The 26,346-nt window shown below is 39.9% G+C and carries 35 protein-coding genes; 19 read left to right on the plus strand and 16 right to left on the minus strand.

What is annotated here, in order from left to right:
- Positions 1 to 8 precede the first annotated feature (8 nt).
- From MCUP_RS01235 to MCUP_RS01250, 4 genes are read left to right on the plus strand one after another with little or no spacing between them, the layout of a single operon-like run.
- Positions 9 to 533, plus strand: a complete 525-nt coding sequence (locus MCUP_RS01235) for an ATP-binding protein (RefSeq protein ID WP_148230886.1) — start codon at positions 9 to 11, stop codon at positions 531 to 533.
- Positions 524 to 1,021, plus strand: a complete 498-nt coding sequence (locus tag MCUP_RS01240; RefSeq protein ID WP_013736849.1) for a CDP-2,3-bis-(O-geranylgeranyl)-sn-glycerol synthase — start codon at positions 524 to 526, stop codon at positions 1,019 to 1,021. The genes MCUP_RS01235 and MCUP_RS01240 overlap by 10 nt, the downstream gene beginning before the upstream one ends.
- A gap of 7 nt (positions 1,022 to 1,028) precedes the next feature.
- Positions 1,029 to 1,361 carry a hypothetical protein gene (locus MCUP_RS01245; RefSeq protein ID WP_013736850.1) on the plus strand — a complete coding sequence of 111 codons (333 nt, stop codon included), beginning with the start codon at positions 1,029 to 1,031 and terminating at the stop codon, positions 1,359 to 1,361.
- A 60-nt stretch (positions 1,362 to 1,421) separates the two neighbouring features.
- The gene (locus MCUP_RS01250; protein ID WP_013736851.1) at positions 1,422 to 1,640 is read left to right on the plus strand and encodes a hypothetical protein; all 219 of its coding nucleotides are present in this window, start codon (positions 1,422 to 1,424) and stop codon (positions 1,638 to 1,640) included.
- 111 nt (positions 1,641 to 1,751) lie between these two features.
- On the opposite strand, the gene mcm is transcribed toward MCUP_RS01250, so the two are convergent.
- On the minus strand, positions 1,752 to 3,812 hold the full coding sequence (gene mcm / locus MCUP_RS01255) for a minichromosome maintenance protein MCM (RefSeq protein WP_013736852.1): 2,061 nt from the start codon (positions 3,810 to 3,812) through the stop codon (positions 1,752 to 1,754).
- On the minus strand, positions 3,793 to 4,335 hold the full coding sequence (gene gins23, locus MCUP_RS01260; protein ID WP_013736853.1) for a DNA replication protein Gins23: 543 nt from the start codon (positions 4,333 to 4,335) through the stop codon (positions 3,793 to 3,795). Before gins23 ends, mcm begins: the two co-directional genes overlap by 20 nt.
- Before the next feature lie 165 nt (positions 4,336 to 4,500).
- Here gins23 and MCUP_RS01265 point away from each other — a divergent pair, with 165 nt between their 5' ends.
- From MCUP_RS01265 to moaC, 3 genes are all read left to right on the plus strand, one after another.
- Entirely contained in the window at positions 4,501 to 5,073 is a 573-nt protein-coding gene (locus MCUP_RS01265) for a THUMP domain-containing protein (RefSeq protein WP_013736854.1), read from the plus strand.
- Between the two features lie 33 nt (positions 5,074 to 5,106).
- Positions 5,107 to 6,360 carry an ORC1-type DNA replication protein gene (locus MCUP_RS01270; RefSeq protein ID WP_013736855.1) on the plus strand — a complete coding sequence of 418 codons (1,254 nt, stop codon included), beginning with the start codon at positions 5,107 to 5,109 and terminating at the stop codon, positions 6,358 to 6,360.
- A 228-nt stretch (positions 6,361 to 6,588) separates the two neighbouring features.
- Positions 6,589 to 7,017, plus strand: coding sequence for a cyclic pyranopterin monophosphate synthase MoaC (moaC, locus tag MCUP_RS01275; protein ID WP_013736856.1), 429 nt, complete (start codon positions 6,589 to 6,591; stop codon positions 7,015 to 7,017).
- Here the strand turns inward: moaC and MCUP_RS01280 are convergent.
- From MCUP_RS01280 to psmB, 4 genes are all read right to left on the minus strand, one after another.
- Positions 7,010 to 8,323 carry a replication factor C large subunit gene (locus tag MCUP_RS01280; protein ID WP_013736857.1) on the minus strand — a complete coding sequence of 438 codons (1,314 nt, stop codon included), beginning with the start codon at positions 8,321 to 8,323 and terminating at the stop codon, positions 7,010 to 7,012. The genes moaC and MCUP_RS01280 overlap by 8 nt on opposite strands.
- Positions 8,320 to 9,297, minus strand: a complete 978-nt coding sequence (locus MCUP_RS01285; protein WP_013736858.1) for a replication factor C small subunit — start codon at positions 9,295 to 9,297, stop codon at positions 8,320 to 8,322. The genes MCUP_RS01280 and MCUP_RS01285 overlap by 4 nt, the downstream gene beginning before the upstream one ends.
- A gap of 82 nt (positions 9,298 to 9,379) precedes the next feature.
- Entirely contained in the window at positions 9,380 to 9,832 is a 453-nt protein-coding gene (locus MCUP_RS01290; RefSeq protein WP_013736859.1) for a YbhB/YbcL family Raf kinase inhibitor-like protein, read from the minus strand.
- Positions 9,833 to 9,873: 41 nt separating this feature from the next.
- On the minus strand, positions 9,874 to 10,527 hold the full coding sequence (psmB, locus tag MCUP_RS01295) for an archaeal proteasome endopeptidase complex subunit beta (RefSeq protein WP_013736860.1): 654 nt from the start codon (positions 10,525 to 10,527) through the stop codon (positions 9,874 to 9,876).
- 269 nt (positions 10,528 to 10,796) lie between these two features.
- On the opposite strand from psmB, the gene MCUP_RS01300 reads away from it, so the two are divergent.
- Positions 10,797 to 11,150, plus strand: coding sequence for a winged helix-turn-helix domain-containing protein (locus tag MCUP_RS01300; protein ID WP_013736861.1), 354 nt, complete (start codon positions 10,797 to 10,799; stop codon positions 11,148 to 11,150).
- Between the two features lie 54 nt (positions 11,151 to 11,204).
- On the opposite strand, the gene MCUP_RS01305 is transcribed toward MCUP_RS01300, so the two are convergent.
- The gene (locus tag MCUP_RS01305) at positions 11,205 to 11,492 is read right to left on the minus strand and encodes a hypothetical protein (RefSeq protein ID WP_013736862.1); all 288 of its coding nucleotides are present in this window, start codon (positions 11,490 to 11,492) and stop codon (positions 11,205 to 11,207) included.
- A gap of 329 nt (positions 11,493 to 11,821) precedes the next feature.
- On the opposite strand from MCUP_RS01305, the gene MCUP_RS01310 reads away from it, so the two are divergent.
- The 3 genes from MCUP_RS01310 to MCUP_RS01320 are packed head-to-tail and all read left to right on the plus strand — an operon-like array spanning position 11,822 to position 14,836.
- Entirely contained in the window at positions 11,822 to 13,579 is a 1,758-nt protein-coding gene (locus tag MCUP_RS01310) for a cbb3-type cytochrome c oxidase subunit I (protein WP_013736863.1), read from the plus strand.
- 44 nt (positions 13,580 to 13,623) lie between these two features.
- Entirely contained in the window at positions 13,624 to 14,646 is a 1,023-nt protein-coding gene (locus MCUP_RS01315; RefSeq protein WP_013736864.1) for a cytochrome c oxidase subunit II, read from the plus strand.
- A 1-nt stretch (position 14,647) separates the two neighbouring features.
- A complete protein-coding gene (locus tag MCUP_RS01320; protein WP_013736865.1) occupies positions 14,648 to 14,836 on the plus strand; it encodes a hypothetical protein in 189 nt (62 codons plus the stop codon).
- On the opposite strand, the gene MCUP_RS01325 is transcribed toward MCUP_RS01320, so the two are convergent.
- Together MCUP_RS01325 and MCUP_RS01330 are read right to left on the minus strand one after the other, a co-directional pair.
- Positions 14,797 to 15,558, minus strand: a complete 762-nt coding sequence (locus tag MCUP_RS01325; protein WP_013736866.1) for a TatD family hydrolase — start codon at positions 15,556 to 15,558, stop codon at positions 14,797 to 14,799. The two genes, MCUP_RS01320 and MCUP_RS01325, sit on opposite strands and share 40 nt — an antisense overlap.
- 46 nt (positions 15,559 to 15,604) lie before the next feature.
- A complete protein-coding gene (locus tag MCUP_RS01330; protein ID WP_012021955.1) occupies positions 15,605 to 15,769 on the minus strand; it encodes an AbrB/MazE/SpoVT family DNA-binding domain-containing protein in 165 nt (54 codons plus the stop codon).
- A gap of 244 nt (positions 15,770 to 16,013) precedes the next feature.
- Here MCUP_RS01330 and lrs14 point away from each other — a divergent pair, with 244 nt between their 5' ends.
- Positions 16,014 to 16,412 carry an Lrs14 family HTH-type transcriptional regulator gene (lrs14, locus tag MCUP_RS01335; RefSeq protein ID WP_013736867.1) on the plus strand — a complete coding sequence of 133 codons (399 nt, stop codon included), beginning with the start codon at positions 16,014 to 16,016 and terminating at the stop codon, positions 16,410 to 16,412.
- Here lrs14 and MCUP_RS01340 read toward each other — a convergent pair.
- From MCUP_RS01340 to MCUP_RS01355, 4 genes are all read right to left on the minus strand, one after another.
- Positions 16,395 to 17,621 carry an amidohydrolase family protein gene (locus MCUP_RS01340; protein ID WP_013736868.1) on the minus strand — a complete coding sequence of 409 codons (1,227 nt, stop codon included), beginning with the start codon at positions 17,619 to 17,621 and terminating at the stop codon, positions 16,395 to 16,397. The two genes, lrs14 and MCUP_RS01340, sit on opposite strands and share 18 nt — an antisense overlap.
- Positions 17,591 to 18,259: a diphthine--ammonia ligase gene (locus tag MCUP_RS01345; RefSeq protein WP_048057370.1), complete on the minus strand. Its 669-nt coding sequence runs from the start codon at positions 18,257 to 18,259 to the stop codon at positions 17,591 to 17,593. Before MCUP_RS01345 ends, MCUP_RS01340 begins: the two co-directional genes overlap by 31 nt.
- Positions 18,260 to 18,630: 371 nt before the next feature.
- On the minus strand, positions 18,631 to 19,209 hold the full coding sequence (gene mobA, locus MCUP_RS01350; protein ID WP_013736870.1) for a molybdenum cofactor guanylyltransferase: 579 nt from the start codon (positions 19,207 to 19,209) through the stop codon (positions 18,631 to 18,633).
- The gene (locus tag MCUP_RS01355; protein ID WP_013736871.1) at positions 19,190 to 20,344 is read right to left on the minus strand and encodes a molybdopterin molybdotransferase MoeA; all 1,155 of its coding nucleotides are present in this window, start codon (positions 20,342 to 20,344) and stop codon (positions 19,190 to 19,192) included. The genes mobA and MCUP_RS01355 overlap by 20 nt, the downstream gene beginning before the upstream one ends.
- Positions 20,345 to 20,372: 28 nt before the next feature.
- Between MCUP_RS01355 and mobB the strand changes: the two genes are divergently transcribed.
- The 3 genes from mobB to MCUP_RS01370 are packed head-to-tail and all read left to right on the plus strand — an operon-like array spanning position 20,373 to position 22,264.
- Complete coding sequence (gene mobB, locus MCUP_RS01360) at positions 20,373 to 20,861, plus strand: molybdopterin-guanine dinucleotide biosynthesis protein B (protein ID WP_048057685.1); 489 nt, start codon at positions 20,373 to 20,375, stop codon at positions 20,859 to 20,861.
- Positions 20,851 to 21,564: a CBS domain-containing protein gene (locus MCUP_RS01365; RefSeq protein ID WP_048057371.1), complete on the plus strand. Its 714-nt coding sequence runs from the start codon at positions 20,851 to 20,853 to the stop codon at positions 21,562 to 21,564. Before mobB ends, MCUP_RS01365 begins: the two co-directional genes overlap by 11 nt.
- A gap of 1 nt (position 21,565) precedes the next feature.
- Positions 21,566 to 22,264 (plus strand): class I SAM-dependent methyltransferase, encoded by a 699-nt coding sequence (locus MCUP_RS01370; protein WP_013736874.1) that lies wholly within the window; start codon positions 21,566 to 21,568, stop codon positions 22,262 to 22,264.
- On the opposite strand, the gene MCUP_RS01375 is transcribed toward MCUP_RS01370, so the two are convergent.
- The gene (locus MCUP_RS01375) at positions 22,254 to 22,655 is read right to left on the minus strand and encodes a hypothetical protein (RefSeq protein ID WP_013736875.1); all 402 of its coding nucleotides are present in this window, start codon (positions 22,653 to 22,655) and stop codon (positions 22,254 to 22,256) included. The two genes, MCUP_RS01370 and MCUP_RS01375, sit on opposite strands and share 11 nt — an antisense overlap.
- A complete protein-coding gene (locus tag MCUP_RS01380) occupies positions 22,631 to 23,056 on the minus strand; it encodes a bromodomain-containing protein (RefSeq protein ID WP_013736876.1) in 426 nt (141 codons plus the stop codon). Before MCUP_RS01380 ends, MCUP_RS01375 begins: the two co-directional genes overlap by 25 nt.
- Before the next feature lie 101 nt (positions 23,057 to 23,157).
- Between MCUP_RS01380 and MCUP_RS01385 the strand changes: the two genes are divergently transcribed.
- The 4 genes from MCUP_RS01385 to MCUP_RS01400 all read left to right on the plus strand — a co-directional run bounded on the left by MCUP_RS01385 (position 23,158) and on the right by MCUP_RS01400 (position 25,708).
- Complete coding sequence (locus MCUP_RS01385) at positions 23,158 to 23,406, plus strand: hypothetical protein (RefSeq protein ID WP_013736877.1); 249 nt, start codon at positions 23,158 to 23,160, stop codon at positions 23,404 to 23,406.
- A 12-nt stretch (positions 23,407 to 23,418) separates the two neighbouring features.
- A complete protein-coding gene (locus MCUP_RS01390; RefSeq protein WP_013736878.1) occupies positions 23,419 to 24,060 on the plus strand; it encodes a metal-dependent transcriptional regulator in 642 nt (213 codons plus the stop codon).
- Positions 24,053 to 24,391 (plus strand): hypothetical protein, encoded by a 339-nt coding sequence (locus MCUP_RS01395; RefSeq protein WP_048057686.1) that lies wholly within the window; start codon positions 24,053 to 24,055, stop codon positions 24,389 to 24,391. Before MCUP_RS01390 ends, MCUP_RS01395 begins: the two co-directional genes overlap by 8 nt.
- A 132-nt stretch (positions 24,392 to 24,523) precedes the next feature.
- Complete coding sequence (locus MCUP_RS01400; RefSeq protein WP_013736880.1) at positions 24,524 to 25,708, plus strand: glycerate 2-kinase; 1,185 nt, start codon at positions 24,524 to 24,526, stop codon at positions 25,706 to 25,708.
- On the opposite strand, the gene MCUP_RS01405 is transcribed toward MCUP_RS01400, so the two are convergent.
- The gene (locus tag MCUP_RS01405; RefSeq protein ID WP_013736881.1) at positions 25,687 to 26,199 is read right to left on the minus strand and encodes an NADH-quinone oxidoreductase subunit B; all 513 of its coding nucleotides are present in this window, start codon (positions 26,197 to 26,199) and stop codon (positions 25,687 to 25,689) included. The genes MCUP_RS01400 and MCUP_RS01405 overlap by 22 nt on opposite strands.
- Between the last annotated feature and the right edge of the window lie 147 nt (positions 26,200 to 26,346).

The raw sequence follows: 26,346 nt of genomic DNA on the forward strand, positions 1-26,346 counted from the left end.
ATCATTTAGTGGGATATAAATATTCGTCATTAAGTGATTTCTTATTTGAAAAAGGCGATCTGATTTCGATCTTTGGAAGCTATGCTACTGGGAAGACCGCTATAGCCCTACAAGTTTTGAAAGAAATGTCAGACGGTGTGTTCATATCGACAACCGGAGAGGGATATAAGAGTAGGGTGAGAGGCAAGTACAGCTCGTCATTTGTCGACGTTGCTAACACTTTTCAGCTATTCAACGCTGTTATTGAAGCAATTGAGAATTCGTCTAACTTAATCATTGTTGACTCAATAAACAGATTTTTTAAATTAGAGCGTAAATATAGGCAGCTGCTCATGACTTTGAACATGCTGAAATTGTCTAGAAGTAAGGTTCTGCTTACCTGGGAGATGTCTACAAACAACAAGGTAAGTGGGCACGCTGTTATGAGATACTACTCCGATGAAATTTTTAGAACAACAGGAAAATATATCATAGGAAATGGGAAAAAATGCGAATTTAAAATTTTAACTTATGAGGTGAAGGGATGTTACTGACTTATCTCCTTTTGGGCCTCTTATACTACCTACCGGCTTTCATTGCTAACGGGTCAGGTCCTTTGGTAAAAAATGGGCGACCAATCGATTTGGGGAAAATCTTCGTTGATGGAAGGAGAGTCTTAGGCGATGGTAAGACGTTCGAAGGGCTGCTCATATCTTTGACCTATGGTACGACAGTTGGAGTAGCAATTTCGTTCTTTCTTGGATACAAATGGATAGTTGTATCTTTCATGGAATCCCTCGGTGCCATGTTAGGGGACATGGTAGGTGCGTTCATAAAGAGAAGACTTAACATTCCTCGTGGGGGTAGAGCGCCTCTTTTAGATCAAATAGATTTCGTCTTAGGTTCCACAGCTTTAGGAGTTGTATCTGGTCTCTCTATAAGTTTAACCCAGTTTCTTTTTGTTATAGCTGTTGCTATAGTAGCTCACGTTCTGACAAATAGGGCAGCATTTCGATTAAGAATAAAAAGCGTTCCGTGGTAATGTAAATATGGTAAATCCGCAAAGGACACTGTCGCAGATCCTTGAGACATACGTAACTATAGTTTTGTTAGTAATATTAATAGTAGGTATAGCAGGAGTTTTGGCAATTCCATATTACATCTCACCTATAACTTACTCACAGGGAGGACCCTCAAACGGCGGCTACTTAGTTCTAGGTATAATTTTAGTAGGAATGCTTCTCTCGGGAATATACCTCTTGGAAAGGAAGCAGGTAGAAATGGGCTCTTTCGTTATAATATTTGCAGTGCTAATACTATCTATCCTCGTTTGGGAACTCTACGGCGTCTCTGGTATAAATAACGTGATTCATAACATCTGATCCTTAATGCAGCTTAAGGAATGGAAAGTTATTTTAAGTAAAATCGTATGTGAGTTTATTATGGAGCCATTAAAGGTTAAGCTCTCCTCTGGTAAGGAGATTGTAATAGATGAGAATGTAATTACAGTTTTAAATAAATATGCAAGAACTTTATTAACCCTCGAAGGGGTTGCAAAGGAGATAAATCTATCGGGCTGGGAAGAAGCTTACGACCTGATAAAGTCCGTTCCCTCGTGGGTGCTCTGGACGCCTTTAGAGATGCAAAAAAGATCTGGATAGAGATTCTCTAGACCCTAATGTAATGATGTAGAAGTATCAAGTTTTCTTCCTTTAATATAACAAATAAATGAACTTATATAAAAATCGAGCAATATATAGTAAGCTTCCTAATTAGGATACTTTCTTAAAGCACTCCGGAGAAACCTCATAAATCAATCCGCTTCTTTTCATATCCAAGACGATCTTTTCCGCACTAGATTTTTCTATTCCCTCTCTCTCCGACTCCTTAATTATATCTTTTAGCTTACCACAGCCTCTATCTGAAGAAAGTTGATCTATGATCTCAATTATTTTCACCATCTTCTCTCTAGCACTTTTAGGCTTCCCGGTCATAATAGTATCAATATCTAAGGTACCCGATTCCACATCTATTCCCACTTTCTCAAGGAATATTCTCATGATGTTAATCGCTCTCTCCGCATCTTCCCTAGTCGCCTCTTCACGGAGCGCCATCCTGGCGTAAGCCTCAGTTATCCTGATTAAAGCTTCCAACTGTCTAGGAGTTATTAATATGGGAGTGCTAGGGTTTTCGCTACTTTTCCTCCTCATCTCCACGTAAAAATCTGCCAGTAGCTGTTTAGCTTCGTCGTTCAGTCTAGGGTTGATAAACTTCCTTGCGTAAGCTATGTATTTTTTCATATCATCAACAGTTATAAAATTTCTAGCCTGTTTGCCGCTATGCATGTCCAATATGTGACCTGCTAGATTTTGATCCTCTATACCGGGTTTATCTATAAGGATGAAAATCAAATCGAACCTAGACAGTATAGTTGGAGGCAGGTCGATGTTTTCAGCTACAGCCCTCTCTTGAATATATCTTCCAAACTTTGGATTGCCCGCAGCTATAATAGTAGCTCTCGCATTAAGCTTTGCCAAAATGCCAGCTTTAGCTATAGAAACTGTCTGCTGTTCCATGGCCTCATGTATTGCAACTCTATCCTCATCCCTCATTTTGTCAATCTCATCAATGACTGCAACTCCACCGTCGGCTAAAACTAGAGCCCCAGCTTCAAGATAGTAATCTCCGGTGTTTTTCTCTCTCACCACCGCCGCAGTAAGGCCTGCAGCTGTGGCTCCCTTCCCTGTAGTGTAAACGGATCTAGGTGATACCCTTGCTGCGAACTGCAGGATCTGTGACTTAGCAGTACCAGGATCTCCTACTATTAGAACGTGTATGTCTCCCCTAGTCCTGGTTCCGTCTTCCATCGTTCTTTGAACCCCTCCGAAGAGGGCTAGAGAGATCGCCTCTTTGATCTCCCAATGATCGTAGATCGAGGGGGCAATAGACGAAATTATTGCCTCTCTAATCCATGGATTCTTAGCTATCTCCAAGATCCTCTTTTTATCCTCTTCAGTAATCTCAACCTCATCAAGAACCTTTTGAGAGATCTCTACGTTTAACACCTTGAGATAAATGTCAAATATAGATCTACTTCCTCTCCTAAGAAGGGAGTCTTGCTTTATCATCAGTATCCCTGTAAATCTAACTCTATCCCCAGGTCTGGCTGAGTCGACTAGATCGTCTTCGAACACCGCCTCTAGTTGACGTGGAATTTGACCCGCCGGCACCTCTTCTGGTCTCTCCTGTATTATAACCCTCTGCCAATCAACGAGCTCAGCTTTCTGAGGGATTATGTCGAACTGGCCCGGTTTTCCACATACAGGGCATATAGAAGGCATCTTTATGGTCTCGTCCATTTCCTCGTTCTCAGGCCATCTGAACTCTTCATTGCATTCTGGGCTAACGTGTTTAAGAACTATCCTGTATGCCCTTTCCTTTAGCGGAGTTTGTTTTGTAAGAATTCCCTCTACAACTACCACCTTATTAATTTCTGAGCTCCTTATTTTTCTGAGCTCTATGAGTCTAGGAACATTATTTAGACGGAGGTGAACTTTCTTTATCTCTTTTGTGAACTCACCGTCCTGCTCCTCAACTAGTTTAAGTATCCTGTCTTCTAATATTGGGATTATTTCAAGAGGAGAGTTTATTATCTCAGAAGCTAACTTTTCATCATGCTGGTATAAATCACTGAAATCTACTACTAAGCTTCTCTTTCTGAAGGCTATTATCTCGTTTACCTGCTTAATATATTTTAAACTGCCGTCTTTATCCTTAGCCTCTCTAAGGAACTCTTCGAATCGCTGTCCATAGTCAATTTGTTGAGTTTCCATCGTTTTCACCAGTCAAGATAGAAAGAGATCTTCTCAAGTCTTGAAATACCAAATTTTCTTCTGGTGTCATTCTATTAATAAGGTTTTGGTCTGATATGTTTAAGCTGGCTAGCTGTACTATCTTTCTCAATCTTATTCTCGTTATTTCGTTTACCATATACGAAATTCTTTTAACGTTTTCTATATCCCTAGGATCAATACTAGAGGAAAGCTTAACCAACGTGTTTCTAGTCCTGTTGTAAAAGTCCCAGGGAATTTGAACAAGAGACGCGGGCACGGTAAGGTTTTGCTTCTCTTGATATAGATATTTACTGATCTCCTCCCTAGAAACCGTACTTTGGGTAACATAACCTTCCGACTCGAGGATATCAATGAGCCAAATAGGTAGCTCCTGTTGATTTCCTTTAGTTAGCCTCACCTCTTCGAGACCCAAGTCTATTGAAAGAATATCGTCTAGTACCTCTACCTTTTTTTTTCTCGTTCTCATTAGTCTCTTGAGAGCTCTATACCTAACGTTAATCAAGATTACACATCTAAACTCATTATCATGAATATCCTTTAAAATCCCATAGTTCCCTAAATTTAATGTATTAACTCCTAAAAAATAGGACCTGGCTTCACAAGAGAATTAATTTTAAACTTTAAAAGTAACATTATATTAAATAACGTTTTCTAGGGAAGATACACGATGATAGGCCAAGGGGATTCTGGAGATCGGACTGACAGATTTGGAGACCCTAATGGGAGGGTAATAGGTTCTGAAACCAGAAAGCGTATCGCACTCATAGCCACTACTGCACCTAATAAGGGGAGCAAATGTAGATTAGATCTGTTAAACAGGCTCATCCCTTGCGATCCTGATGTCCTTATAGAAGAGCCTATTAAGAACGTTTTACTGGTTCGCTCTAACTTGCCTAGTCTCTTATGCTACGGAGCTGTGATCTCGGCCCCTCCAGCGTGCGTAAGAAAGGTTTTTCCTGTAGATGCAGTAACTAAATCGGAATATAAGGAGATTATGAAGGCCTCCGTTAAGATACTAGAGAACAAGGAAGGTAACCTCTATGTAGAGTGCATAAAAAGATCAGGCAATCTTGATTGCAGGACTATAGAGATAGCAATAGGTGGATTATTTAGTAAAAAATTGAAAATAGATTCTAAGAACTTTCATATAAAGCTCACAATAAATATTCTAGGAGATATTACAGCTTTATCTCTTCTTAAACCTGGGCAAGAAAAAGTTTCGGTTAGGTCTCTCAGTTAAAATATTAAGTATAACCGCAAATTTAAGGATAAGGTGAAAGTTACGACAAAGCTTGAAGACATCATAGAGAGTAGCTTATCAGGTAGTACCATATTTAAGAGACAAGAGGTGTTGACACCCGAGCATATACCGAGCAGGCTTCCGCATAGAGAGGAAAAGATAAAGGAGCTTACAGTTATCTTCAGGGAACTAACTAACGATCCAAGTTCCACGTCCATTAGAGTTGTTGTATCAGGACCTACAGGAACAGGTAAGACCGTAACCACGAAGACCTTTGGCAACCTATTCAAAAGCAAGCTTAAAGAAAGGGGAACAAAAATCGAATACATTCACATAAATTGTCACAGGCAAAGAACATTGTATTTGCTGACCATGGAGCTCGCATCAAATCTTAAATTACCTATACCAGTTAGAGGTCTTTCAGCACAAGAGTCTTTTAGGATCATACACGATTATCTTGCGAAGAGAAACATACATGTAATCCTTACGTTAGACGAGTTTGATTATCTAATAAACACGTCCCCTCATGAAGATATCTATTTTCTAGTGAGGTTATATGATGAGCTTTCCTCAACTACTAGGCACATGAGTTATATTTTTATAATGAGAGACGAACAGAACGTTTCCACTTTAGATAGGAGTATAAAAGATCATATGATGCGAAATATAGTGAAGTTTGAACCTTATAAGGTTAGAGAGTTGAAGGACATATTAACGGACAGGGTGAGTGAAGCTTTTCAGCCCAACGTTGTTCCTGAGGAGACTGTAGACTACATCTCTAACGTATACGGTCATGATAAAGGTGGTAGCGGTAACGCTAGGTTGGCCATCGAAGTCTTAGAGATGGCAGGGAAGATAGCTGAGATTAAGAATTCTCCAGTGGTTCTCATGGATTACGCAAAAGAGGCGAATTCTAGGATAAACGCTGAGGCAGGAGAGATCCTAGAGGAGATATCTTACCTAGAACTACATCCTCTACTAATTCTCAAAGCTCTGATAAACCTTTATAACAGATTGAAGACCAGCTCCATCCAGATAGGAAGACTTGAAAAAGAGTATAGAGACCTTTGCCAAGAACTAGGAGAGGAACCGAGAAGACACACTCAAGTTTACGAATACGTAAAGAGGATGAAGCTAATGGGTATACTTGAAACTCAACAAAGCGGGAGAGGAATGAGGGGAAGAACCACGCTTATCTCATTTTCTGTTCCAATTTCTCAAGATTTGGAGAGTTTAATCATAAAAAACCTGAGAATGAAGCTCGATAACAAAGAGGACTATGTATAACCATGGATATTTATAACTTAAGCAAGAGATAAATTCCAATTATTACCCAAGAGTAATCAAAGCTTATGCTCAAAACTAGTAAAAAGGCTACAGATAATTCTAAACAAAAAGAAATTTTAAGTTATAAATCTCAAATGGAATTAAAACTGTAAAAGCTAACATAGAAGAAAAGATTATAATGTCGAGAGACTTTATAGATAAACTAGAGGATCCTTGACAGGTGCCACTATGATAGATATCTCCGAAAAGAGGGTAGTTTTTAGGGAAGCGACAGCTGAGGGATTTATAAACCTAAAACCTTCTACAATAAAGATGATAAGAGAGGGTAAAATTGAGAAAGGAGACGTAATTACTGTAGCAAAGACCGCAGGAATACTAGCCGCCAAGAGAACTCCAGAGATCTTACCTTTATGTCATCCTATACCATTAGAGAAGGTAGAAATCGAGGTAAGCGTGGAGGATTCAGGTGTAAGAGTGAGAGCAACGGTTTTAGCCCATTATAAGACCGGAGTTGAAATGGAGGCCCTTACAGCAGTATCTGGAGCCATCTTAACTATATGGGACATGGTTAAAAAATATGAGAAAGATGAAAATGGACAGTATCCATCCACTAAAATTTCAGAGATAAAAGTTATAAATAAATTAAAAACTATGTAGGCCTAGATCTACGACTAGTTCTCCTAGTCACGTTCTTATCAGGTTTGTTTTCTCTTGCCTCCGTATCAGCTGTCGGTTTTTTAGTACTGGCTCGAAGGAATTCAATCTCTTTCGGAGAGAGATCTAAGGATTTTGAACTCTCAATCTCCTTAGCATATTGGAGGAAGAAAGGATATACGTCGTTATAGACTTTCCTAGCTGATGCATGTATGTTTCTTCCTATTTTGGATATAATACTGTCCCTAGTGTTTCTTAAGCTCTTAGACCTATATAGTTGTTGAACATAAGTGGGAAACTGATATTTTTTCCACTTAGCTTTCCAATTAGGGCTTTTCTTACCTACTTCAGCTAACGCGACTCCTGGCCCCATCATATCGAAAGTGTAGCTAAGTAAATCCCAACTGGACATCTTCGATCTAGACAAAAATATCGATGCTCTGGATAGCGCATCATAGGCTCTCCATATGTCATTTAGCATTTCATACTGAATAGGAACGTTTTCAGATATCCATCTAATTAGCAGCTCATAGTCTGTCTGAGAGCGTGATACGGCTTGTTTAGCTTGCCATCCGTACTGAGCCCAAAACAGACTCCTTAAGGTTTCGAATGGATCGAGTTCTCTCTCCTTTCTTCTAACTAACTCTTCCACCACGCTCTGGGTGACTTGTCCATATCCCTCTGCTACTGATTGGAGCATGTTTATTGCATATCTGGCATCTCCGTCCGAGGCCTCTATTATAACATCAATTGCTGCATCCTCACATTTGACCTTTTCGTTGGCACAGATTTTCTTTAATAGTCTTCTCATAGGTATTTTACCTAATTTTTTTATCTCAATCATCTTTGTCGCATTCCTCAGTTCCCTCAGGTTAGGATCCCACGGGTTGTTTGCGGCCATTATTATAGGATATTTAGTATTACTAATTAATTCCAAAACAGTTGAAATTGCACCAAAATCTTGTTTAGATTGGATACCATCTATCTCATCCAAGAATATCAGCTTTCCTCTATCACTGAAAAGTGATCCTGTGACGGACGCCTTTTCAGCTATACCTCTAAGAGAGGTGACGTTCCTGGTGTCGCTAGCGTTCATCTCTATTATCTCTAAACCGTATGACTTAGCTAATGCTAAGGCCATCGTCGTCTTTCCTATACCTGGAGGGCCATAAAGTAGAACAGACTTATAGTTAGGTTTTCCCTTTATCCATGAATCGATCCAGGACCTCAATTCCTCCTTTACATCTTCCTGGTTTTCAATCTCATCTAAACTATTAGGCCTGTACTTTACTACCCATGGGACTGTCATTTCTTCTCTCCTAAGTACTTTTGACCGAGGATAGCTAACTTAGCAAGCATCGCTGATAGTTGTATCTCATCGTCAGCTCCCTCGATTATCCTAAATTCAACCTCTCCTAAGTAATCGCTCATTAGGACTCTCAACTCTTCTGGGATCTGGTATTCATTTGAGAATATGTCTCTGTGAACTTGTTTTACTATATCTTCACCTGAAAGCCCGTAATCAATTATTAATGACATAAGTTTAGATCTGGAGTCTAGAAATTTGCCTTGAAGAGCTAGCTTCACCATTTCTCTTATTTCCTTAGGTTGAGCCAATCCTAACACCTTGAGTACGGAATCCGTTGTCACCTTCCCGTAAGCTGCGGCCGCCTGTAAAACGTTAATGGCCTTTCTCATGTCTCCTCCTGTAACATCGTAAACTACCTCAAGGGACTTAACATCGTATTGTACTTTCTCCTCCTTTAGTATGTTCTCCAGTCTAAGTATCACGTCCTCTTTCTTTAAAGGATAAAATCTAAACAGAGCAGTTCTAGATTGAATAGGATCAATTATCTTGCTAAGGTAGTTGCAGGCCAATATGAATCTTGTGCTCTCAGTGTATAGCTCCATGGTCCTTCTAAGAGCCTGCTGAGCATCTGATGTCATGTTGTCAGCCTCGTCCAGAAGCACGGTCTTGAAAGGTACATTGCCTGGTGTTACCGTCCTAGCGAAGTCTTTTACCTTTGTTCTTATAACGTTAATACCGTTCTCGTCACTAGCATTTAACTCCAAAAAAAACTGATCGTAATTTTCCCCATATAAATCGTGAACCAAAGCCAGCGCAGAGGTTGTCTTTCCTGTACCAGGAGGTCCAGCGAAGAGCAAATGTGGCATGTTCCTCTCCTTAACGAAACGTTTTAGTCTATCCACGATATCTTTTTGATTGACTATATCGTCTAGCGTTCTAGGTCTGTACTTCTCGGCCCATAATATTTCATCCATCGTTATCAGTAATGAAATAATATTAAACTCCCATAAAAAGGCGGCACCCTATCGCCCTCTCTTGCTTTGGAAAGCTCTGAAGCTACCCTCTTCTATATTTTCCCATTAGGTTGCCAAAAGCTATTACATGCCCTTCCATTGCATCCCTGAGTTCCTCAGCGGTAACCTTTTTGATTGCCCTCAGTGAGAGCTCTGTGTTGAGCGCGTACACATTAAAGTAGTACCTATGATATCCGTGCCCCTTTGGGGGGCAAGGCCCATTATATCCTATTTTACCAAAGTCGTTCACTCCTTGTAAACCGTACTGAGTTTTCTCTTTCTTCTCTATACCTTCAGGTAACTCGAGGACTTTTACGTTGTATATGACCCAATGAACGAACGTTCCTCCAGGAGCGTCCGGGTCTTCAAGTATAATGGCGTAGGTTAAAGCCCCTGGTACCTTCTCCCACTTGAGAGGTGGAGAGACATCTCTTCCTTCACAAGTGTACAAAGAAGGGATTACATCTTCGTTTTTAAAAGATGAACTAACAATCATGAAATAATATATCTTAACTGTCTATAAAACTTTTCAAGTTCTCACATTTTCCTGTTTGGATATATCTCTCTCTCCACGTGACCATCTTTGCTAAGTTTCGTGACTATAACCCCTGTGCCTGTAAAGGAGTCGCGCTTAATGGCTGATAGAACGGCCCTTGCTCCCAAATCCATTGCTTCCTCACCTGACAAGTCCGGTCTGTATCCGTCTTCGAGTACGCCCATAGCTACAGGTGATCCAGATCCGGTGGCCACGTACGTTTCCTCAGTCATATCTCCTAAGTAATCCAAGTTGAACAGCCTAGGTTGGGTATCATAACCACCTATCAGTATCTGAACTAGATATGGGAAATACTTACTCTGTGACAACACATTAGTGAGATACGTAGCAAGGCTTTTGACAGTAACAGGCCTATTTCCGGAAATCACGTTGTAATGATAGATATTTTTCATATAATTATAGATAAATTGTAAGTCAGCTACACTTCCAGCTGTCGTCATTCCTATCCTATCGTCAATATAAACTATCTTTCTCACCATCTTATTGGCAACGAAGAAACCTGCACTAGCTCTTCTGTCCGCTGCTAGAACTACCGAATCCTTAGCTACAAGACCTACAGTGGTTGTACCCTTCAAGATCTTTATACTGTTTTTCGAAGGTGTATCAGGCTCTATGAAGTTATTCATCTTAACCATTCATAAACTCTATGTTCTTATATTTGAAACTTTGTTTAGTGCGTAGTTAAACGGGAGCTTTTGAGGCTTGTGAGAGAGTTTTAGATATAACATCAGAATTATTTACTTAATAATAGTAATATAAGAAAAAGGGTGTTTATGAATTGAATCCTGGAAAATTACCTAAATTTAAGCGATCTGTTATCTTGGTTCTTTCCCAAAATGTTTCCTAAAGTCATCATAGAGAATTAGAAAGAAAGATTTAATTGTGGAAAGTCGTCCAAAGTCTTATGGAGAGCTTAACAGGGACTAGGAGGAAAATATATTATTACCTCATGAAGCAGAGAGGGCCAGTTCCTTTGAGGAGGATACAAAGGGAACTCGATTTAAGCTCTCCTTCTCTTGCGCTTTATCATTTAAAGAAACTAGAAGAGAACGGCTTAGTTAAGGAAACTGAGGAAGGTTACATAGTTGCAAAGATAGTATTAGAGGACTATATAAGAGTAAAAAAATTTCCTTATACCAAGATCAGCCTTCTTCGCTTCCTTCTTTGTCGCCTCTATAATTTTGCTCTGGGTAATCAACTTCATAAATCCTTACTCAGTGACTCTTTTCTCCTCAATAGTTATAGCCATTCCTGCTAGCATTTTTATAATAGACGTTGTAAAGAAGTATAGTGAAATTAACTAAGAAGAGATCTAATATCTGACTAAATAGTAGTATAGTAGCGACATTAGAGTCGCGTCTATTATTGACATAATCAATGATGGGTAAACATAAACTGGACTCTTGTCATGGCTCCACATTGCGAACGAAAGGGAGTAAACAATGCCTTGAACGGTCAATAGTATAGCCAAAACGACTAAGATTAACGATAATCTACCTCCAAAATTATTTCTAAGTTTGCTAAATTCTATAAGTGTTAGAAAAGATAAAATTACTGCAAAAAGTGATAAGCTTATTGTTATATACCATATTTCAAACATAACGTTACCTGAAAACGATTTAACTTTAATTTAGTAATAAGCGTTTGCCCAAATCGATTAGATCAGCTAAAGACGATGAAAAAGAAAATTAGGCTTAAACTAAAGTCAATATATCTCAAATATATGAAGAGATTCTTATCTAGAAAAGACATTATAATTTTTAACGTATATCTCGTTAAACTTTGATGTGCTCCTGGCACGTTCTATATTAAATTAAATTATCTTAATTAACATGTTTTTATGATATAAACCTAGTTAAAGTCAGTATCCCTCTTTTTACTAAAGTAAAGGATAATAAAAGAAGGGGGAACAACATCTTGTGAAACTAAATGGGACTAAAAGAGTTTGTTATTTCATTGTTCCAGTTAGATAAAGACTGGACTACTAGGATAGTCATGGCCATGCTTGTCATGGGAGTAATATGGGGGCTCTTAGGCGTAATTGATTCTCTTATGGTAAGAATCCAGGAAACTACATGGGGGTTATCTGGTACTCTAGTTTTTACTCCGCAAGAGTATTTCGCGAGTATTACTCTTCACGCTGAAAGGGACCTCTTTGGTTTTGCTCAACAGGTAATTTATGCAATATTTATATATTTCACAATAAAATTATTGAATCTACAACCTAAAGCAAAGTGGTTACTTAACATTTCGTTCATTCTAATTAACATCTCAATGATGTTCATGGAGGGCCCGATAGTCGTCTCTCCAGTCTTTAACGATAACTACTTTAGTGCAACAGCTTGGTATTATTTGTCTCCGTTAGGGTTACCAAATTATTCGGCCTACGTCGTATCACCTCTGTTCTTTTATGGTTGGCTTCTACTAGATGCTTTCACGTATCTGGCTGGCATATGGATAGTTTATCATTACTACATCGCGTCTAAGCAACTGAAGGAAAAGCTTCCAGTTCCTCTAGTGTTTTTCTTAATGAACACGCTGTTATTTATGATAGGTTACTCTGGTGTAACAGCTGCTGATATCTGGGATGTGTTGGCGTTTTACAACATCGTACAGATTAATGCGATCGCCAATCAGATAGCGTTTTGGATATTCGGACATGCGGTTGTCTATATGGCCTGGCTCCCTGCCGTCGGAGCCCTCTACCTTTTGATCCCAACTTTAGCAAATAAGCCACTGTTTAGCGAAAGGATGGGTAGAATATCTGCACTCCTTTACTTAATTTTCTCCAATAACGTCCCCATTCACCATCTTTATATGGTTAACTTACCTGTCGCAATTAAGGTGTTGCAGGAAGTTCTAACCTATGCGGTAGTTATCCCTTCTATGATGACTTTCCTTAATCTGTGGGCTACAGTAAAGGGATCTCAAGTCAAGTTCAACATTATAACCGCTTTTACAGTAACCTCTTTTTCAGGAGCTATAGCCGCTGGGGTTACGGGAATCTCTAACGCTACAGTGGCCTTTGATGCCATAATTCATAATTCTGACTGGGTAGTCTCTCACTTCCACGCAATGATCTTGCTCTCAATAGTTCCCGCAGCTATGGCAGTGCTCTACTTCATGATCCCTATGATGACAGGAAGACAGTGGTTCTCCAATAAGATGGCGTGGATTCATTGGATTGGTTACGTATTAGGGGCGGTCCTCTTCGTGATAGGATATGAGTTAATGGGTCTTAACGGTCTTCTCAGAAGAACTGAAATATATCCAAGGACTGCTACATTAATAGATGCCAACGTAATAGCTACGGCAGGAGCTATAATTGCTGAGTTAGCCACGTTGGTTTGGTTTCTAAATCTAGTATTAACCCTCGTCAAAGGGAGAAACGTGAACTTAGAGGGTGTGGGCTTGGGTCAGCTGATAACCGGGGTCGGAGCCTCCCTGGAGTGGCCTGAACAAAACATTAATATCTCAAGTTTATTCAATAAAATTATGACAAAGAAAGCATTGGGAGGTTTATGGGCACTAGGGATAGTAGGGGCAATAATTATAATTATTAGTGTGTTCCCTCTTGCGTTCTCTGGAGACACTTACAACGCCCTGCCCTGGGTCTGGATAGTACTACTTACTGTTGGGATAGTGCTTATATCCTATCCGGTGCTCAAGGGTGCAAAAAGCTTATGATCATGATTTTTTAATTTTATGTGTTTTTAGTTGAGGTGATAAAAATGGATAAAAAGGAAAAGTATGAGCTTGCGTGGGTGTCATTCGTAATAATCCTTTTTGGAATCGTAATAGTTGGAACCTTACCCCAGGACTTTACTGTGGGGGGCGTTCCTAACAGTTTGGCAGTTCTTAATCACGTGAATCCTAACAATATCGTGAACACCAGGATAGTGTCAGAACAATACGTGTTTAAGGTGCAAGAGTCTGGTGCGGTTAACGCTCAAGAAAACGGCAATACGGAATTGAACAACTTGATAATTGCTCATCCAGGTGAATGGCTGAACCTTACCATAACTTCTGCAGACGTAACCGAGAACTTCTACTTTCCTGATTATGCAGACCAAGTTGTAGACGATCAGATAGTCCCAGGGCTAGTAACTTATGACGCACTTAGGGTTCCTAATATTACAGGTCCGTTCGTCTTCCTTAACGGGGAATATAATGGGCCTTGGTTTAGTTATCAGGCAGGAGAGTTACTTGTGCTTCCATATTCTGGATATTTCTCTCCCTCTTCGGTATCTCAGCTCATTCTTCAAAACAGCAAGGCACAAACCTCTGGTCTAGTAGGAGATCCATACAACACTCCAATAGTTTATGCCAATAACTCGATTACGCTAGTGACGGACAAGTACGGCGTGTTTAACAGCAGTGTACCAGGCCCTACTTTGGTAGCTAAGGAAAACAGCGAGGTCACTATAAACATGATATTCACCACACCGAGTAGCGATCACAACTATTTATATAACTACTCAACAACCGGCGTTGCTCAACCTGTTGAAAACGTTAAGGTAGGAATATATGCAGTTTGGTGGAACGGGACCATAACGACCGTCTCTGAGAGACCGATAAGCTACGGAACACCTATGACGTTCACGTTTAATGCCACTGCCCCAGCTTACCTATACGGTATAATCACTCCTGTATACTATAATTACGACCCTCTAGGTATGTCTAATAATTTCATAGGCCAGGATAAAGGGTTCGTTATGGGAGCCTGGGGTACTATTTTAGTAGAGGGTGAGTAAAATGGTTAGTTTCTTTAAACTACTTGGCATAGGTTATATACTAGCAATCCTTCTGCTTGTTTGGGAACTCACAGACATAACTCTACATAGTGCTGCCGCTCCTTACACCGGACTTTTCACTGTTATGGCTTTTATCGGATTTGTTGCGTTCTACCTTTTCGTTAGATTCGCTCCAACTAAGGAAGAGTAAGGGCCTAAAAGTCTCTTAAAGTTACTTTCAATTTTTTTCTCAAGTTCCTCCTTTTCAATCCTCTTTACCTCAGCTATCTTTCTAAGTGTTAGATTTACGTTACATGGAACGTTTCTAGTTCTGTCCGGTCCCATGAAAGGGGAATCGGTCTCGGTTAGAATAGAATCCTCAGGAAGGTTGGAGACTACGTTTAACCTCCCCTTATCCCTCAATATTATAGGAGGGAATGATAGAAATCCGCCTAGGTCTACAATTTTTAACGCGTCTCTCACACTGCCCTCATATCCATGAATCGCAAACCTCGTTTTATAACTTGAAACCATATCTATTATCTCCCTAAGACCTCCTCTTGAATGAATTACTAGGGGCTTACCCTGAGTTTCTGCTAAACTCATGAACTTAGCTAAAACTTCCCTCTGTCTTCTCCTTAGCGTTTCGTCCTTTATCCAGAAGTAGTCAAGGCCTACTTCACTTATTATAGGGACATCATCGATTAGCCTCAAAACGTTTTCTATCTCACTATCAACTTTCTCAATGAACTCTGGGTGAAAACCTACTGCAGGGATAACGTTATTGTATCTTCTTGAGAGTCTAACCGACTCTAAGTCGGTATTTAAATCCACTCCAGCGTTAACTACAATTATATCGCAATCCGATAGAATTGCGTCTCTATCCCTATCGAATTCTTTAACGTCAATGTGAGCGTGCACATCTATTAGCATAAAAAAAGTTAGAACGTATAAATATAAAATCTTGGTATGCTTAAAATTATTTCCAAGGTTCACCCATTATTGATATCTTAACTGCGTTCTCTTTCTCATCATAAATGACCTTAACTAGATCTCCCTCTTTGATCTGGAATTTTTGCCTTATCTTAGCAGGGATGGTGACCTGATAGTTTCTACTAACTTTGACTATCTCTTCCACTTCCATTTAGATCACTAAGTTACCTATCTATTGGACGAGTATATAAATCTTTTCTAATGTGTATTTAAATGATCTGTCTCCATAAGTGAGAATATTATCTTTAGTAGAAGAATTCACATAATTATATTTACTCTTATCAATGATGATTTTGTATAAAGTCTCGTATGGAGCGTTCAGTTGAAATGATATCCATAAATGATAAGGAAAAAATATATATAGCTCGTGAATACATTCTTTATTTGTGGTTAAAATGTCGCAAAATCAGATAAGTGGAGCTAGAATAAAACTACCGTCTGGAAAAGATGCAGGGTTAGTAGACATACTTTCCTTTTGTTACGGTCTCTCAGAAACGGACGTCCAGGTACTCATGGGATTAATGAGAGGTAACGCCAGAGGTACTGAGGAACTTGAGAAAGAGTTGAAACTTTCTAAAGCTTCAATAAACAGGAGTCTGAATAAACTTTTGGAAATGAATCTAGTGATGAGAATTAAAGAACCAGGTAACAAGGCTGGTAGGCCTAGATATTTGTACAGAGCTAAGGATTACTCAGAACTCAAGTCGAAGATGCTAAACGACATAAAGGATTGTTCTGAGAAAATGGGACAATTAGTCGGTCAAGAATTTAAACCTTTAGAAATAAGAGCTTAGTGAGTTTATTAATTTTTTGAACTTGTCATCTAGTTTTCCGTTTTTTTTGTATATAATTTTCCCAGCCACTATCACGATGTCAACCGATCTAGGAGGATTATAAACAACATGTGAAAGAATCCTGTTTTCTATCCACGGATAAAGTTGATACTTGTCTATAAGAACTAGGTCGGCTAAGTAACCGGGCTCTATTTTACCCCCCTTGAGTCCAAACATCTTATAGCCGTTGAAGGTTGCTGCCATAAATACGTCAGATGCATTTATCTCGGTAGACCAGTAGTTATGCCTTTGGAGCAAAACGGCGGTTTTCATTTCGTGAAACATACTGAGAGAGTTATTGCTTGCTGCCCCGTCAGTACCTAATGTAACGTTGATAGAATTTATCAGGGCCTCTCTCATAGGAAAGGAGCCTCCTGTCGCCAGCTTCATGTTGGACGATGGACAATGAGTTACACCCAGAGACGCCTTTAGATAACTCAGTTCCCATGATGATACCCAGCCTAAGTGCACGCCGTGGGTATACTTTATTAGATTCTCTCTGTAGATTAACTCTATTGGGAACAGTCCATATTTCCTTTTGATCTCAGATAACTCTTCCCTGGTTTCAGATAAATGCATATGGATGTATGGCCTTTCGTTAAGGCTCTCCTTTAACTCCCTTATTTTAGCTAAATCTACTGCGTAAAGGCTGTGAACGTTGATAATTGGCTTAAATAGATCGTGCTCTCCTAACGCTTTTAACTCCTTTATAACGTCGTCAACAGATTTATCTCTCATAAGGACAGGTCCTGCCATGCTTCTAATCCCGTAGGCCAAGGAAAGATCTCTGACCTGGTCGGGATTAAAATACATGTCTATGAAAGCGGTAGTTCCCCACATTATCATTTCCGTTATGGCTAATTCCGTGCCCAATCTCATGAGGTCTTTAGATAACTTCTCTTCTTCCTTCCAGATGACAGATAGCCACTCTCTGAGTTCTCCTTCATCGTACAACCCTCTTAAGACGGTCATAGCTGAGTGAGTGTGCGCGTTAACTAGACCCGGAATCACTATGAACTCGCTACAGTCCAGTTCATCACCCTCAACCTCGTTCCCCACATACTTTATTTTATCATCCTCAATTACGATATTGACGCCCCTTCTTACTCTATCGAAATCAACTGCGTAGGAGCACTTCCTTAACGTATACGTTCTATTCGATATTCCCACTCATACTCGCCCAACTTAATGGGTTTACCTTCTACAATTAATTTTCTCTTGAATAACGGCGCGTAAAGCACAAACGTCTCAGCCTCTCCTCCCTCAAAGGCAGGGTTAAATTTGTACTTTCGAGAACTATCTATAATCTTCTCCACGTCGCTAGCCGTTATTACTTTTCCAATTAGCTCAAACGGAAAGCCCATTGCTGAGGCTGAAGTTATTATAAACTCATAGTTTTCTCTAACTAACCATCTAAGATATTTTTCTTGGTCTTTCCTCCACAATGGAGAAAAGACTTTGAGCCCTAGCTCCTCCGCTATCATGTTTATATTTAACCTCTGGTAATCTGAGAGAAGAGCTCCAGTTACGATCCCTCTAGCACCTAAACTCTTTGCTTTGTTTAGCGCTTCCCTTAAATCTAATAGCTCTAAGTCTTTCTCGCCTGACGATTGAACAGAAACGAGCTGAATCCCTAAGACTTCCGCTTGATACGAAGTTAGCGATACGTTATGATATTGGAACATCCATGAGTCTCTCCTTCTAGGTATTATTGTTAAGAGACACTCTATATCAAAGCCCTGAAACGCGGCCCAATGCGTGGCGTAAGTACTATCCTTTCCTCCAGAAAAAAGAGAACACAGCTTCATGGAAAAAAACCTTAACTTTAGAAGCTATTAAGCGTACTAGTCTGTTACTTCTTCTTCTCTCCGCCGCTTTGAGGCTGCTGTTGGCCTTGACCTTTCTTCTCTTTCCCCTTTGCCATTAGGGATCTAAATTAATAGAAGATTACAAAGTATTTTAAGGATTATTCATTTATACTAGCCTAAAAGCTAACATAAAAGAGATAAGGATTTCTATGATAAGTTAAAAGTTTGGTCCTCTCAGATATAAAACATTGCCATAATCTATCACTCAGGATAAGTAAATTATTTTTATTTTTCTTTTAAAAGAGAACGTCAAAAAATTACGTCTCAATTCATGAGATGATCTTATTTCTTATATAGAGAACAATTATTCTTTACGTATTACTACAAATAGAAGTTTGCCAGTAAGATTTCTTTACATCCCGTAAATCGCTAACTCTATTGACGTTCAAAAGCGTTAATAAGCTAGGATCCCACATGTAGACTTCCATGTAACCTGCTATGTAGACCGACGGAGCTTTATAAACAATTTCTCTGAGCGATCTAGATCTTCTAATCGACGATCGCAAGAAATTCGTCGAATAACATGATAAGAGAGGTTGAATTTTGCCGTCATACATCGTAGTTGCTACCTCCTCTGGCTTGGAACACAAATTTTGAACAAGTTTTGGAGAAAGAAACGGGAAGTCACATCCTGTTACGAAAACTCTCTTCTCCTTTACATACTCCAGCCCCATTTCAATGGCCTTTAGAGGGCCGGATTTATGTGAGTCTATTACGTGAATGCCTTCTACTGGTCTAGGCTTGTCCGTTACAATTATTGGGGATTCAAACTTTTCTGAAATTCTTCTCAACATCGTTTTCCCATCAATTTCGAATTCGCATTTATCAGTGCCAAATCGTGATGATCTTCCCCCGGCCAGGATTATAACGTCAAATGAATCTCTGCACAAGCACCTCTTCCCCTTCTTTATATGTCTTACCCCTTCTCAATATCGTGAATCCAGAAGCTTTACCTAGCTCGCTGTAGAGTCCGACTCCCCATCTTAAAGGAATAGCTTTCTCGCCATCTATCTTTATGAGATATGTGGAGTCCATCTTGTGATCCACTTCAACATTAGAGGCTAGCTTACACGTGACGAATTCCCTTAATTCGACTCCTATCATTCTAGAGAGGATATGTAATCCGTGTTCATGAAACGTCGTCACGGCTGAAACGATCTGGCCAGGAAGAACCAATACGGGCTTTCCAGATATAATTCCAGCAGCTCCACGCTTTAGAACGTTAGCTGAAACTCCTTCAAATAACAGAGTTCCCATTTCGCTTATTGCCCTCTTTACGAAATCCTTCTCACCTACAGAAGAGCCGCCAATGGAAATAACGAAGTCGTGTGAGACGCATACTGAGAGCTTCTTTTTGACTTCGTCTAAGTCGTCTCTAGCTATCCCTTGATAATAGGACTCTCCGAACCTGTCTAGTAACTTAAAGAAGGCTGGGCTTATCGAATCGGGAATACCGTTGCCTTCCTCACCCCAGGGTACTATTTCATCACCGTTCCCGAAAATGCAAAACGATATATCAAACACTTCAACTTTTCTTATTCCCTGTTGAAGTAGAAGTGGGATATGGTACGGTGTAATCTGCGTACCTTTTGGGATCAGCAGCTGGCCTTTTTTTATATCCTCTCCCGTCCATCTTACATCCTTTCCTCTAGTCAGAGGACCGTTAACAATCAGGTTATCTCCTTCCACTCTAGTGTATTCAACTCTTGCTACCACATCCGCTCCTTTAGGTAATGGAGCTCCAGTGGTTACGTAATAAGCTTCTCCTTGATTCAAGGTAGGTGGATCCTTAGTGGAGGGGAAAATCTTCCCTGCTATCTTTAATTTAGTCTTATTCAGATCGTCAAATCTAAAGGCATAGCCATCCATGGCCGAGATATCAACCTCTGGTATGTTCTTTGTAGCTACGACATCCCTAGACAGTAATTTTCCGACTGCAGAGAGCGGATCTAGCAACTTTGTCCTTGGATTTTGTAAACTTAGCTTACTAATCAGAGACCTAGCTTCCTCGATCTTGATGAGCATTCATAACCTTTTCTTATCTCTAGTTTATATGGATTGCATATTTCAAATCATAGGAAAGAAGAATAGTGGAAAGACCTTAGTCATGGAAAAGGCTATATCCCTCCTGAGGGCCAAAGGGCTAGTTGTGGCAGCAATTAAGCATACTCATCATGTTATAAATCCAGAGGGAAAAGATACCTCACGTTATTCTAAAGCGGGAGCTGACCTAGTGATCTTACACAGTAACGATTGTGCAATGTTCTGGAAATGCGAAAACTTAGATTATCTGGACTTCATCCCGGCAGACGTGATCTTGATTGAAGGCTTCGCCAACTTAAATTTAGGAGTGAAGCTCGAGATAAGCAACCCTAACGAGGCTGAAGATATAGCAGCCAGGATCTCTAATCTAGCCTCCGAGTGCAGCAAGAGTGTACGTATAAATGTAATTCCTGAACAAAAGGATAAAATCAAGTACATGACGCTTTATAACTTGATGAGAAAGTGGGGAATAAGAGAGGTAAGAGTTCTTGACGATTGAAGGTTCGGACATAATATCGCTTGATTGTACCTCTACTGTCCTGGACACGATCTTCTTCATGAGGACTAATAGGATCAGACGTATAGTTGCCACCTGTGAAGGGAAAATGATTGGTCTCTTTACAGTAGATGAGGGATTAAGGGAGATACTAGAAAGATCTGTTGAGGACAAGCTTAGGGACGTTAAGTTAAAGAAGATTGTGAGGGTTAACTCAAACGATGTGAGAGAGATAGCTAAGGCGATGATAAACAACTCTGTGGACGCTGTGATATTCTCAGGTAAGATAGTAACTGAGAAAGATGTGGTGAAGGGATTCAAGTGGAACGACGAGGAAAGAATGATAGACATTGCGGTAAGGGCTATTACCGCTGAGGGTTACACTAAACTTTCTACCGCCGCTGAGATAATGATAAGGCATGTTATAAGGCATCTCCCTGTCCTTGAGGAACAACCGATAGGGATGATTTCCGCAAGAGATATAATATATAGATTCTCTGAAAAATTATCACTACAAGAAGAGGTAAAACAAGTGATGGTACCTTATCTTGTGAAAGGTGACTTTAACACCACCTTGAGCGAAGGCGTTGAGCTTATGATGAAAAATGGTGTAGGGAGTTTAGTTTTCTATGAGAAGAACGATTTATATATAGTTACTCTAAAGGATTTGGTCAAACACATTTATATGTATGAAATGAAATTGTAATATGATACATTTAGTTTGTCCAATCGACAGGCTTCCCTTGGACGATAACTTAAGATGCGGTAAAGGACATTCGTACAGTAGAAGAGATGGGACAATAGATTTTATTATCGGTGATGTAAAAGATAATGATCTTTTAGATAAAGTAGCTCCTTTATATGAGGATATATGGGCGCCATTAGGCTTTGTTATAACTGCTAGGACAACGTACTCTTCGGTGCTGAAGGAAGCAGCTCTCTTTACGTCTGGAGATCAGTTCTTGGACGTAGGAACTGGACCAGGTAAGATCTTCGATTACGTAAGATGTAACGAATGCTACGGTCTAGATATTTCCTTCAAGTTCCTTAGGATATTAAGAAGAAAGAGGCCTTCGGTTGTTGGGGTTAGAGCAGACGCACGATCGCTTCCTTTCCCAGATGAGGTGTTCTCTGGAGTATCATCTATGTTCGTTTTGCACATGTTAGATGATCCTGGCAAGGCGATTTCAGAGATTTCAAGAGTTATGAAAGGCGACGGAAAGTGCGCTTTAGGGTTACTGACTAAATCCGGGTTTCTATCAAACCTGCTTTCAAGATGGTGGAAAATAGACCTAAAAACTGAAGTTTTTTACACTGGACTTCTTGAGAGAGAGGGACTTGAGATCGTTAAAACTAAACGACTTGGTATATGGTCCATAATAATGTGCAGGAAGGCTAAGGCATAGACCATAAAGACACTGCAAACAAAACGTAAGACAACCCGTTTAATACCTCAGTGACTCTAAGTAACAGTCCCTGCATAAATATTGCGTAGATTCCTATATATAATCCCATGAATATTCCAAAGAAAAACATACTAAATACAATGTAAGCAGCAAGGTCACCCTCTCCCATCAAAAGGTAGTAAAGCCTCTTGTTGTTTGTGATTCCAAAGACTATCCTCTCTGCACCTAGAATTAATCCGACATAGTATAAAATATATGGATTAAAAGTCGCTATCATCTCAAATAAGTTGAAAGGCACCTTATCTATTAGGTAAACAGACGAGAAGAACATGATAGAACCTATCAATATGCTTACTGCTCTTTTCTTTATTGCTCTATCGAGATTGGCCATGAATACACACCTACGAAGGTTTCATTCAACTCCACATCCAAGATTTCACCTAGTAAGAGACCGCCTATAGCGCCTATAAAGAGGCCAGGTATTCCGCCCAACTTAAGACCCAATGATGCCCCTAACAGTCCTCCTAAACCTTTGCCAACATAGTTATCGTTTACCTTATAAATGGTAGCGAAGTTATTACCTCCTTTCCTATTAACTTTGTTAAGGAAATAAGCAGCCTCTGTTATAGCCTCTCTAAGTTCTTCTAAGTCATTGGACTTGTAAAGTGCCTCATAGACCTCTTCTTCACCTTCTCTCTTTGCCATGAATGGAATGAAACCTGCCCTTTTTATTTCTCTTAGACCAGCAGTGTTCCTAACTTCTGTCGTTACTCTAAAAATTACTTTAAACATCAAAGAAATGATGTGATAGTTTCCTTAAATACTTTTGTAATTTCGAATCTCATACCTTAATCTTTTTACCCTCGTAGGGGAAAACTTTACTGGCGATAGCGTTGGTGGGCGATGGTAAGAAATTCTATGCGATCCTGAGGGTTGATAACTTAGAGGTTCCAGATGGAGTGTCTAAAACTGGTCTTCACGACCACATCTCTTCAGCTGTAGATGAGGTGTTGAACAACGTTAGGAATTATCTTAAAGATCAAGGAATTTTAGGGAAATTTAACGCACAAATAGAGGTGTTCGCAAAAGAGGAATCAGTTACGCGACTGATAGAGAGTATAAAAACTAAAATAAAGGCTTAGAAAAGATAAGTTATGTCTGAGTTATCTGAACCTTTAGAAAATTATCTAAAGGAGATTTACGAACTAGAGGAATCTAAAGGAGTGGCTAAGGTCGTTGACCTGATTGAAGCGTTCTCGATCTCTCCAGGGACTATTAGCAAGGCTTTGGATAGACTGGAATCTTTAGGTTTCATAGATAGGAAAACTAAAAGGATTAGGTTAACCGACGACGGAAGGAAATTAGCCGTCAGACTCATAAAGGCACATAGGTTATCTGAGAGACTTCTCACTGACATAATAGGTGTAGACTGGATAAGAGCTCATGAGCTAGCGCATAGGTTAGAACACATTTGGCCAGAAGACGTTTTAGACAAAATAGATCGTACTCTCGGGAAACCCGCTACTTGTCCTCACGGTCATCCAATCCCTGGAAGAGAGAGCGAAGAGAGAGGCCAGGCCATAAGCCAGATGGGGCCAGGAAAATATCAAGTTCAGATGATATTAAGAGAGGAGGAGTGGATATTGAGGGAAGCTCAGAACTTAGGTCTAATACCTGGAAGGAACATAGAGGTGGTGGAGAACAGGGATGGAGAAATAAAGATCAAGCTAGACGATAAAGTTATCGTCATACCGAGGTCTCTCGGCGATCAGGTGATTATAGTTGGAAATAAGTGAGCTTCAAAAATTAATTTTGGCTCATATCTATAAATTCGGTCCAGATAATCCCTGGTATATGTCGAGGAGATTAATGGGGAACAGCGGATGGGCTCCAAAATACGACCCTGATGAGGTCGAGAGGGCTTGTTACGAATTAGAACAGAAAAAGCTGCTTGTTAGATTCCAGGGTTCACTGAAGAGATCAGTAACATCATCAGTCAAACCTTGGTTGAAGGTTAAGGCAAAGGAGATGGGAACTAAGCCTAAGGGAATATATTACGATTTGACAAAGGAAGGGCGGAAGATAGCCTCCCAATTAGCAAAAGACCTAAGGAAAACTGGCAGCTAAAGCGCTAGACCTTAGAGACGTTAATTTAAATCCATAATAGAGGCTAACATCTTCTGTTTGTCTCCAAGGCCGCTAGTAACCATCAACGAAAGGACTTTAAACGTTAGTTATTGACTTCATTTAGATAAACACATGGATTCAATTGTTCGGAGAATTCTACAACTTTCAGACCCTGAGATAGCTTTATCTAAGAAGGTTTCTCTAAGTCAAAACGAGCTCATAGTCAACAGCTATAGATTTCAGTTTCAGAAACCTCTCATACTCGCTATAGGTAAAGCGTCTGTCAAGATGGCAAACTTCTTCTTGTCAAAATTGAATAAATATGAATCGCTAGTCGTAAAGCCTAGAGGAGACAATTTAAAGTTAAATGGAAATGCGGAGGTCATAGAGTCTTCCCATCCATATCCTGACGAAAGTAGCTTCGAGGCCGGCAAAAAGGTGAGGGAATACCTCTTAAACAAGGAATATGATCTCGTTATACTTCTACTCTCTGGCGGTGCCTCTTCCCTAGTTGAAGATCCTATCCCTCCAAAACACGTGTATGTAGATATTATGAAAAAATTGATCACTTCAGGGATCGGGATAGAAGAGGTAAACATAGTTAGGAAGCACCTCTCTAAGATAAAGGGCGGAAGGTTAGCTTCATTATCAAAGTCAAAGATAGTTACTTTAGTCGTAAGCGATGTACCAGGAAATGATTTGTCCACCGTCGGGAGTGGTCCCACTCATGCAGATCTATCGACAGTCCATGAGGCAAGAGAGATTATGAGATGGCTTAATCTTCAAGGTGAAGAGTACTTAGAGGAAACTCCAAAAAAGTTGGACAACGTATGGGAATTTCTGATCCTAGACGTAAGCGAAGTCCTTAGGGGATTAAACCTAGAAAACTCTTACATCCTTTCGTCTGAAGTTAGAGGTGAGGCAAAATCTTTTGGAGCGTTCCTAGCTTCCTTGATGAATACGCAATACATCCCTTTTCGTAGGCCCTTTACGTTACTCTTTGGAGGAGAACCAGAGGTCCATTTGTCAGGAAAGGTAGGAAAGGGAGGGAGAAACGGGGAAGTATGTCTGTCCTTCCTGGAATGGGTCAGAGATGAAAAATTCAAGCTATACGCCATTGCGACTGACGGAATAGATGGGAACAGCGATTACGCAGGATGCGTAGTAGATGGAAAAACTAAGTTATCTAAGCTCGAAATAAGGAGATCTCTTGAGGAGCACTCATCTTACCAACTATTAGAGAGAACCAAGTCCACAGTAAAAACAGGTCCCACTGGAACGAACGTCAACAACATTTACGTTCTAATAGCACCTTGACTCCTGATCTTCTTCTGGAGCATTAATAGACCTCTTGCTATGGCCTCCGGTCTTATAGGACATCCTGGGATGTACAGATCTACGGGTATTCCTACGTCTGAAGGCAAGACCGTATTGTATGAGTTCCAAAATATTCCACCCTCTAATATGCAGGCTCCCATTGCAATAACGTATTTGGGCTCTGGCATTTGATCATATACTATCCTAGCCGCCCTGGCCATTTTCCTTGTTAATGTACCCTCTATAGTAAGGATGTTCGATTGCCTAGAGGACGCAAAAGGTAACATACCGAATCTTTCAGCGTCGAATCTTGCCGCAGCAAACGCCCCAAATTCTGTACCACAGCAACTGGTAGTGAAGTGAGGTGGCCATAACGAAAACGAAATTCCCCAGTCTCTTAAAGTTCTTATAGGTTTTTTGTTAAGCAGCCACTCTGCAGCTTTTCTTGCAGACTCGTCTAGGTTCCCCGTAAGAAGTATCTGTTCTCCCATTTACATCGAAGATATATTATCTACGGTACTAATAAGCATTACACTCTATAACTTTATACTGAAGACCAAGTTTTATCATGCATGATATAAGATCGCTTCTAGGATATTAATTGATTTTATTTATCATCATTCAATTCAGAGATCACC

The sequence above is a fragment of the Metallosphaera cuprina Ar-4 genome (assembly GCF_000204925.1).
GTDB lineage: Archaea > Thermoproteota > Thermoprotei_A > Sulfolobales > Sulfolobaceae > Metallosphaera > Metallosphaera cuprina.

What these genes read in the sequence shown, in the direction of transcription:
- MCUP_RS01290 (WP_013736859.1), bottom strand. Translation starts at nt 9,832, where the DNA reads ATGATTGTTAGTTCATCTTTTAAAAACGAAGATGTAATCCCTTCTTTG.
- MCUP_RS01380 (WP_013736876.1), bottom strand. Translation starts at nt 23,056, where the DNA reads ATGTTTAAAGTAATTTTTAGAGTAACGACAGAAGTTAGGAACACTGCT.
- mobB (WP_048057685.1), top strand. Translation starts at nt 20,373, where the DNA reads ATGGATTGCATATTTCAAATCATAGGAAAGAAGAATAGTGGAAAGACC.
- MCUP_RS01250 (WP_013736851.1), top strand. Translation starts at nt 1,422, where the DNA reads ATGGAGCCATTAAAGGTTAAGCTCTCCTCTGGTAAGGAGATTGTAATA.
- MCUP_RS01245 (WP_013736850.1), top strand. Translation starts at nt 1,029, where the DNA reads ATGGTAAATCCGCAAAGGACACTGTCGCAGATCCTTGAGACATACGTA.
- MCUP_RS01355 (WP_013736871.1), bottom strand. Translation starts at nt 20,344, where the DNA reads ATGCTCATCAAGATCGAGGAAGCTAGGTCTCTGATTAGTAAGCTAAGT.
- MCUP_RS01375 (WP_013736875.1), bottom strand. Translation starts at nt 22,655, where the DNA reads ATGGCCAATCTCGATAGAGCAATAAAGAAAAGAGCAGTAAGCATATTG.
- MCUP_RS01405 (WP_013736881.1), bottom strand. Translation starts at nt 26,199, where the DNA reads ATGGGAGAACAGATACTTCTTACGGGGAACCTAGACGAGTCTGCAAGA.
- MCUP_RS01390 (WP_013736878.1), top strand. Translation starts at nt 23,419, where the DNA reads ATGTCTGAGTTATCTGAACCTTTAGAAAATTATCTAAAGGAGATTTAC.
- MCUP_RS01305 (WP_013736862.1), bottom strand. Translation starts at nt 11,492, where the DNA reads ATGTTTGAAATATGGTATATAACAATAAGCTTATCACTTTTTGCAGTA.
- lrs14 (WP_013736867.1), top strand. Translation starts at nt 16,014, where the DNA reads ATGTCGCAAAATCAGATAAGTGGAGCTAGAATAAAACTACCGTCTGGA.
- MCUP_RS01325 (WP_013736866.1), bottom strand. Translation starts at nt 15,558, where the DNA reads ATGCTAATAGATGTGCACGCTCACATTGACGTTAAAGAATTCGATAGG.
- MCUP_RS01285 (WP_013736858.1), bottom strand. Translation starts at nt 9,297, where the DNA reads ATGGATGAAATATTATGGGCCGAGAAGTACAGACCTAGAACGCTAGAC.
- MCUP_RS01315 (WP_013736864.1), top strand. Translation starts at nt 13,624, where the DNA reads ATGGATAAAAAGGAAAAGTATGAGCTTGCGTGGGTGTCATTCGTAATA.
- MCUP_RS01300 (WP_013736861.1), top strand. Translation starts at nt 10,797, where the DNA reads ATGGAGAGCTTAACAGGGACTAGGAGGAAAATATATTATTACCTCATG.
- MCUP_RS01320 (WP_013736865.1), top strand. Translation starts at nt 14,648, where the DNA reads ATGGTTAGTTTCTTTAAACTACTTGGCATAGGTTATATACTAGCAATC.
- MCUP_RS01330 (WP_012021955.1), bottom strand. Translation starts at nt 15,769, where the DNA reads ATGGAAGTGGAAGAGATAGTCAAAGTTAGTAGAAACTATCAGGTCACC.
- moaC (WP_013736856.1), top strand. Translation starts at nt 6,589, where the DNA reads ATGATAGATATCTCCGAAAAGAGGGTAGTTTTTAGGGAAGCGACAGCT.
- MCUP_RS01400 (WP_013736880.1), top strand. Translation starts at nt 24,524, where the DNA reads ATGGATTCAATTGTTCGGAGAATTCTACAACTTTCAGACCCTGAGATA.
- MCUP_RS01265 (WP_013736854.1), top strand. Translation starts at nt 4,501, where the DNA reads ATGATAGGCCAAGGGGATTCTGGAGATCGGACTGACAGATTTGGAGAC.
- mcm (WP_013736852.1), bottom strand. Translation starts at nt 3,812, where the DNA reads ATGGAAACTCAACAAATTGACTATGGACAGCGATTCGAAGAGTTCCTT.
- MCUP_RS01280 (WP_013736857.1), bottom strand. Translation starts at nt 8,323, where the DNA reads ATGACAGTCCCATGGGTAGTAAAGTACAGGCCTAATAGTTTAGATGAG.
- psmB (WP_013736860.1), bottom strand. Translation starts at nt 10,527, where the DNA reads ATGGTTAAGATGAATAACTTCATAGAGCCTGATACACCTTCGAAAAAC.
- MCUP_RS01310 (WP_013736863.1), top strand. Translation starts at nt 11,822, where the DNA reads ATGGGACTAAAAGAGTTTGTTATTTCATTGTTCCAGTTAGATAAAGAC.
- MCUP_RS01240 (WP_013736849.1), top strand. Translation starts at nt 524, where the DNA reads ATGTTACTGACTTATCTCCTTTTGGGCCTCTTATACTACCTACCGGCT.
- MCUP_RS01345 (WP_048057370.1), bottom strand. Translation starts at nt 18,259, where the DNA reads ATGAAGCTGTGTTCTCTTTTTTCTGGAGGAAAGGATAGTACTTACGCC.
- MCUP_RS01370 (WP_013736874.1), top strand. Translation starts at nt 21,566, where the DNA reads ATGATACATTTAGTTTGTCCAATCGACAGGCTTCCCTTGGACGATAAC.